5 protein-coding genes (1 of these 5 only partly in view) are annotated in these 6,609 nt (G+C 35.4%); all 5 read left to right on the top strand.

Annotation, left to right across the window (positions count from 1 at the left end; all coding sequences use genetic code 11):
• A protein-coding gene (locus IGL70_RS11510) for an IS256-like element IS1542 family transposase (protein ID WP_104807992.1) crosses the window boundary here: on the top strand, window positions 1-378 show its 3' portion. Its footprint begins 795 nt before the window's first position; 378 of the gene's 1,173 nt are visible here — the last part of the coding sequence; the start codon falls outside the window, past its left edge; its stop codon occupies window positions 376-378.
• A 177-nt stretch (window positions 379-555) separates the two neighbouring features.
• Window positions 556-1,401 carry a Cof-type HAD-IIB family hydrolase gene (locus IGL70_RS11505; RefSeq protein WP_002304764.1) on the top strand — a complete coding sequence of 282 codons (846 nt, stop codon included), beginning with the start codon at window positions 556-558 and terminating at the stop codon, window positions 1,399-1,401.
• Between the two features lie 281 nt (window positions 1,402-1,682).
• Entirely contained in the window at window positions 1,683-2,903 is a 1,221-nt protein-coding gene (locus IGL70_RS11500) for a metallophosphoesterase family protein (RefSeq protein WP_104857847.1), read from the top strand.
• Entirely contained in the window at window positions 2,900-5,620 is a 2,721-nt protein-coding gene (locus IGL70_RS11495; protein WP_104873991.1) for an ATP-binding protein, read from the top strand. Before IGL70_RS11500 ends, IGL70_RS11495 begins: the two co-directional genes overlap by 4 nt.
• Window positions 5,604-6,548, top strand: coding sequence for a 3'-5' exoribonuclease YhaM family protein (locus IGL70_RS11490; protein ID WP_002286211.1), 945 nt, complete (start codon window positions 5,604-5,606; stop codon window positions 6,546-6,548). The genes IGL70_RS11495 and IGL70_RS11490 overlap by 17 nt, the downstream gene beginning before the upstream one ends.
• Window positions 6,549-6,609 lie beyond the last annotated feature (61 nt).

Raw genomic sequence — 6,609 nt, 5'->3', positions numbered from 1 at the left:
ATTCCAAAAAAGAATTCAAAACCGTTTAGAGAAGCAGTAAAAGCGATCTTTAAGTTTACGGATATTGAACTCGCTCGAACAGCTAAGAATGCCTTAGTCGGTGAATATATCGACCAGCCTAAATATACAAAAGCCTGCGAAATATTGGATAATGGCTTCGAAGATGCCTTTCAATACACGGTTATCGGAAATAGTCATAATCGGCTAAAAAGCACCAACCTTCTTGAACGACTGAACCAGGAAGTCCGCAGAAGAGAAAAGATTATTCGGATTTTTCCCAACCGAACGTCTGCCAATCGATTAATTGGAGCTGTCCTTATGGACCTTCATGACGAATGGCTCAGTTCTACAAGAAAATATATTAAGTTTGATCAATGAGAGACCGGTAAAACATTGTATAGTATTTTACACAGGATTATGGACTTGACTATAAATGTCCTTTCCTAATCTTAAAATGATGTTTGTACTTACTTAAATTAGGTATAATTAGTATATGTTTTGTGAGAAATTTAGACTTACAATAAGCAGTGAATTTATAATCAACGTATAGGAGACATGGATGAAATGAAACTAATTGGTATAGATTTAGACGGTACTCTTTTGAATTCTGACCAGAGCATTAGTCAAAAAAATGCAAGAACAATGAAACATTTACCGGAAGACTGTTTTCCATTCATTTGTTCTGGAAGAGAAGTAGAAGACATTAATAATATTCTCAAAAAATCTGGTTTAAGGATACCAGCAGTAGGGTTAAATGGTTCTGTTGGATTTGATGGAGAAAAAAAGATATTTGAGTCTTCCTTCGATAAAAATGATGTAAAAAAAATTGATTCTGTCCTATCGAAATTTCCAACCAAAATATATACAAATCTCGGAAGTTATGAATCCCAGAATTATAAAAATAAAATGAAAAAAATTTTTCACGAGGTAGGGAGTGAATTTTCTATCAAAGAGCTAAACTATGAGCTTGAGTATGAAAAATCTATTTGTTCAATCCCTTATAATAATATTGAGGAAATTATAGAAAAGGATGCTATCAGCATTTACAAATTTTTTATTTTTATTCCTAATCGTCAATTGAAAGCTAATATATTTAACCATTTGAAAAAGATGCTAAATGTGTCTGTTACTGAATCGGCACCTGTAAATATTGAAATCGTACCTCAAAATGTATCTAAAGGCGTGGTGTTTGATCGTTTGGAATCAATCTACAATTTAAAGAAACCTTTGAGAATCGCGATCGGAGATAGTTTAAATGACTTATCTATGTTTGAAAGTGCAGATATTAGTTTTGCAATGGGAAATAGTCATCAAGAAATCATGAAAAAAGCTGATTATGTCACTGTTTCAAATGATAAAGACGGAGTATCTCAAGCATTTGAAAGAATTCTTACCATATAAACTAATTAAGGTAGTATAGAACATAGAATTCTAAATACGGAAAGATGGAGCATAAATTCCAGTATAAATAGTACTTCTTCAGTGTCAAACGAAGCGAATATAACATAGATATTTAGGATTGTGACAAAAATCATGTCACAATCTTTTTTTCGAATAAACTCATTTTTTGAAGCCAGCCATTTTGTCGTAATTTCTTTGTGTAATGCGAACAAATTTTCGGTTATTAATGAAAAAAGCTATTGAAAATGGTATGATAAAAGAAAAAAAGGAGGAAATTTTTAATGGTGAAATTTATCCATGCGGCAGATTTACATATGGATCGGTCATTTGAAGGACTGACAACTCTTGATAAAACTGTACAGGAAAAACTATTGAAGACGAATCTGACCGTTTTATCAAATATCATTGAACAGGCAATAATAAATAACGTTGATTTTGTTTTACTTGCAGGAGATAATTTTCATCAAAATCGTCCTTCATTAAAAATACAGAAACATTTTTCAGAACAGATGAAACGGTTAGAAAAGAACCATATACCTGTATTTATAATATTCGGAAATCATGATTTCTATCAAAAAGAGCGGTATTGGTTCTCCTTTCCTAAAAATGTCCATTTATTTACATCCGAAACGGTAGAGACAAAAAAAATAACGATAAAAAGTGGAGAAACTGTCTCTCTCAGTGGATTTAGTTATCGTCAACCGTGGATTCAAAAAGACAAAGTGATGGAATTTCCTTCTAGAGAACTCACAGATTACCATATTGGGTTGTACCACGGGGAACCTGGCGTCTCTCAAAAAGGAAACTATGCTCCTTTCCAACCCTCAAAGATGCAAGAAAAGGGATACGATTATTGGGCTTTAGGGCATATCCATGTGCCAACGGTCTTAAATGAAAAGCAAACAATTGTTTATCCAGGTGCGCCTCAAGGTCATACTAAAAAGGAACAAGCTTCTACATCTATTCTACTAGTTGAATTAAGTAAAGGAAGTTGCCAAATACATCCGATTAAAGTAGCAGAGGTCTATTGGAAGACAAAGGAAATATCATTGAGGAAAGCAAGAACGACAAAAGAGGTCATTGTTCACATTCGTCAGCAACTTTCAAAAGTAGAGTATGGTTTTAGTTTAATCGAAATAAAATTAAAAAATTATGACCATCTCAATACAGATGTTTTGGAACGGATACAATCAGGAGAGCTATTAGACTATTTGTTAGAGGAATTCTCAGATAGGATAAATGATTTCTTTATTTGGCGTATTTCTCTCATAGAGGATACCTTTTATACGAAGATCCCACTTGCTGCTTCTGCTAAATTGATGGAACAGTTATTTCAATACTATCAGACACCTCAAGATTTCCAACAAATTTTAAATGAAGTATATAGTCATCAAGAAGCGGCTAGAATATTGAGCGAACTGCCGGAATACCAAGAAGAAACACTTGAAAAAGCCAAGCAGCTGCTTAATCAAGATTTTTTATTTGAGGAGGATCAGGAATGAAGATTTTAAGGATCGAGATTGCTGCTTTTGGAAAATGGCGTCAAAAAAGTTTTGACTTTTATTCAGGCAATCAGCTGATCTATGGGGGAAACGAAGCAGGAAAATCAACGATTTATCAATTTATTCAAGCAATATTATTTGGTTTCCCTTCAAAAGGCCGTAAAAAAAAGGATTATACACCAAAAGACGGCTCAGCCTATGGCGGCAAAATATGGCTTAAACATCCTGTATATGGTGAATGTGCTGTCGAGCGCTACAAGCAGCAAAATCGCGGAAAATCGAAGGTGTGGCTGGGGGATCAAGTGGGAAGTGACGAGTTACTAGAAAAATTGATTGCGCCTTTAACGAAAGAGTTATTCCAGCAAGTATTTACTTTCCAGCAGGAACAGTTGATGGAACTAGATCATTTGAGAGAAAAAGAGCTACATGATGCGCTGATTTCTTTAGGCATCACGGGCAGTTCTCAAGTATTCCAAAAGCGGCAAGAATATTATCAGAAAGCACAACAATTATTCAAGAAAAAAGGCCAAAAACTACTAATCAATCAAAAATTAAATGAATGGAAAGAGCTGCAAGAAAAAATTCATCAAAAACAAGAACAGGAAGCTTATTTTGGCAAGTTGATCCAACAAGAACAGGAATACGAGTCGCAACAGCAGCAGTTATTGGCACAATTAAAAGAGGCGAACAAACAATTTTCATTAGCCAGACAGCAAGAACTTAATTTTTCTTTATATGAAGAATGGCAATCTCTCAAAAAAAACAGCACTACAGGTCTTCCTGATGAGCAACTTCTTTTAGATCTGGAGTCTTTCTCCAAACGGTATCAGCAAACAAATGAGCGTTTGGAAGAATTAGAAGCAACACTGGAAAAGCATAGCGGGATGGATCAGCAGTCAGCCAGATATTATTTTTATTTAGAGCAGGAGCAGGAACTAAAAGATCTCCAGCAACTTCAATTTACAGCGGAACAATTAAACGAAGAATGGCAAAGATTACAAATTGAGACTAGAGAAACAAATTCAGAATTGAAGATTTTGGAACAAAGGTGGCATTGGCAGAAAAATCCGTTACCGGAAGAATTTTTATATGAAGAAGAATGGAAGCATCTTCTGGCTGAAGAAAGAAGGATTGCTGATCTAGAAAGCCAGATTTCTGTGCGTCTCCAAATAGCTAAAGAACAGCAAGAGATGATTGAAGCAGAAGTGAATGAATTGGAAGAGTCCTATCCAGCATTATTACAAAATCAGTCAGAGATAGCACCAGTCTCTTCATCTAAACCGTATATGCTGATGGCTGGCGGAGCAATAATCATTGCAGGTATATTTGTACCAATGCCCTTGAAAGTGATCCTTTTACTAATTGGTGCAGGCATGATTGGCTATTTCTTCTACAAAAGGCAACCAAAAATTAAAACTAAAAATGATTTCTCTGAGATAAAAGGAATGTGGCAAGAAAAACTAGGACAACTTGATCTAGCCTTAGCTCAATTAGCTGAAGCAGAAGAAAAACAAAAGAGAACTGGGGAAGAAAAACAGATTCTTCGGCAAGAAGTATATCGTTTTGCGGATCATCGGCACTTAGGAAAGATGGATACGCTCAAACTCATGAAAGAATATGGACAGGAAGTCATAGATTATCAGAAATTATATGGCGTATTTGAGCGGAAACATAAAAGAGAGCAGGAAATACAAGAAAAACTACGACAAATCGACCAAAAATTTGAGTTTGTTAAAGAATGGTTACCGATACAAGATAAGTCAATTTTAGAAAAAATGGTATTGCTTTCCCGTTTTATACAAGAGATGGAACAGATGAAATTTGCCAGAAGCTATCAGCAAAATACTTTATTGAAGCAAGAAATCAATCAATTGAAAAAGAAACAAAAAGTATGGATACAAGAATACAGCGAACAATTGACTCAAGCAGGCTTATCTTATCCTTCGGAAGTACCTGTCTTTTTACAAAAAGCCAAACAAGCCGAACAGCAGATGAAAAGATACAATGAATTATCGGAAATGCTTACTCCACTATTTCCTGAAGAGCTGACAAAAGAGAAATTATCTGTAAGACTGCGCCAACTGAAAGAAAAGCAATCCCAACTCCAGCAAGAAGAAAAAGAAGCAAGTGAAAATCGGCAACGACTCCAACTTCAAGTAGAAGAGTTGCAAAGAGACGGCACATTGGACGAACTTTATCAACAAGCTAGCCGGCAAAAAGCAAAATTACAGGAATTACTGGAGGAATGGGGAGCACTTGAAATCGCCGGGACATTCTTAGGTGATCTTTCAACAGAGATGAGTGAAAGACAATTACCCCAGTTGTTAAGAGCAGCAGGTGATTATTTAGGTATTTTAACAAAAGGAAATTATCAGAAGATATTACTGAAAAATGATACACTGACTTTAACAGACGGATATACAGAATTTCCCATCTATGAGTTATCTACAGGTACGAAAGATCAGCTGATTATGGCGATGAGATTTGCTTACCTCTCATTAGAAGCTAACCGTTCGATATGCCCGATCATCATTGATGATGGCTGGCTTCATTATGATCATCAGCGAAAGTATCAATTAGCTGAACTTTTAGCTAAATTTGGAGAAAAGTATCAAATAATTTGTTTTTCTTCTGATAAAGAAATGGTAAGCTATTACCATGAGATGAACCAAATCGTAAAACAATTAGAAGGAGCAAATAATGAAAAAAATTCGTGATTTAGTAATCGATGAGCAGTTTGAACAATTTGTCCTGATCAAAAGTGCAGATGTAAGAATCGCTAAAAACGGAAAAAAATTTATTGCTTTTACTTTCCAAGATACTTCAGGTACTATCGATGGTAAATACTGGGATGCTTCGGAGGAGGAAATCAATAAATTTACAGCCGGCACAGTCGTTTTTCTAAACGGTAAAAGAGAGGTTTATCAAGGAAACCCTCAAGTAAAGATTCTTCATATGCGCTTAACAAGGGTAGATGAGCCAGGAGAGCCTAGTTTATACATGGAAAGAGCCCCTTTGAAGAAAGAAGAAATGGAAGAAGAAATCAATCAATTGTTGTTTGAGATCACCAATGCGCATTGGAATCGTATTGTTCGCTATCTACTTAATAAATATCAAAAACAATTTTTTGAGTTTCCGGCAGCAAAAAGAAACCATCATGCATTTGCCAGTGGATTAGCTTATCATACTTTGACAATGCTTCACTTAGGGAAATCAATCGCCGATGAATATCCTGAGCTGAATCGAGCATTGTTGTATGCTGGTATCATTTTGCATGATTTAGGAAAGGTGATTGAACTTTCCGGTCCTATGTCGACAGAATATACGCTTGCAGGAAATTTGATCGGTCATCTGGTATTGATTGACGAAGAAATAACTAAAGCCTGTCTTGCGTTGAAAATCAGCGAAGCTGACGAAGATGTTCTCGTATTACGTCATATGGTTTTAGCACACCATGGCTTATTAGAATATGGCTCACCTGTACGTCCAAGAATAATGGAAGCAGAAATATTACATCAAATCGACAATATCGATGCTTCGATGCAGATGATGTTGACTTCGATTCGTCAAACAGAACCAGGAAAATACACCGATCGGATTTTCGGTATGGACAACCGAAGTTTCTATGTACCAAAAGATTTATAGCAAAAATTTATTTTTTTCATTCAAAACAAAAAAAGCGAGACATAAGTCTTCGCTTTTTTTG

Source organism: Enterococcus sp. DIV0901a (genome assembly GCF_051711525.1).
GTDB lineage: Bacteria > Bacillota > Bacilli > Lactobacillales > Enterococcaceae > Enterococcus_B > Enterococcus_B faecium.
The sequence above is the reverse complement of the archived record's forward strand: the minus strand, read 5'-3'. Positions and strand labels throughout refer to the sequence as shown.

Bases quoted from the DNA above. Each gene is read 5' to 3' on its own strand.
- IGL70_RS11490 (WP_002286211.1), top strand. From the start codon at position 5,604: ATGAAAAAAATTCGTGATTTAGTAATCGATGAGCAGTTTGAACAATTT.
- IGL70_RS11505 (WP_002304764.1), top strand. From the start codon at position 556: ATGGATGAAATGAAACTAATTGGTATAGATTTAGACGGTACTCTTTTG.
- IGL70_RS11500 (WP_104857847.1), top strand. From the start codon at position 1,683: ATGGTGAAATTTATCCATGCGGCAGATTTACATATGGATCGGTCATTT.
- IGL70_RS11495 (WP_104873991.1), top strand. From the start codon at position 2,900: ATGAAGATTTTAAGGATCGAGATTGCTGCTTTTGGAAAATGGCGTCAA.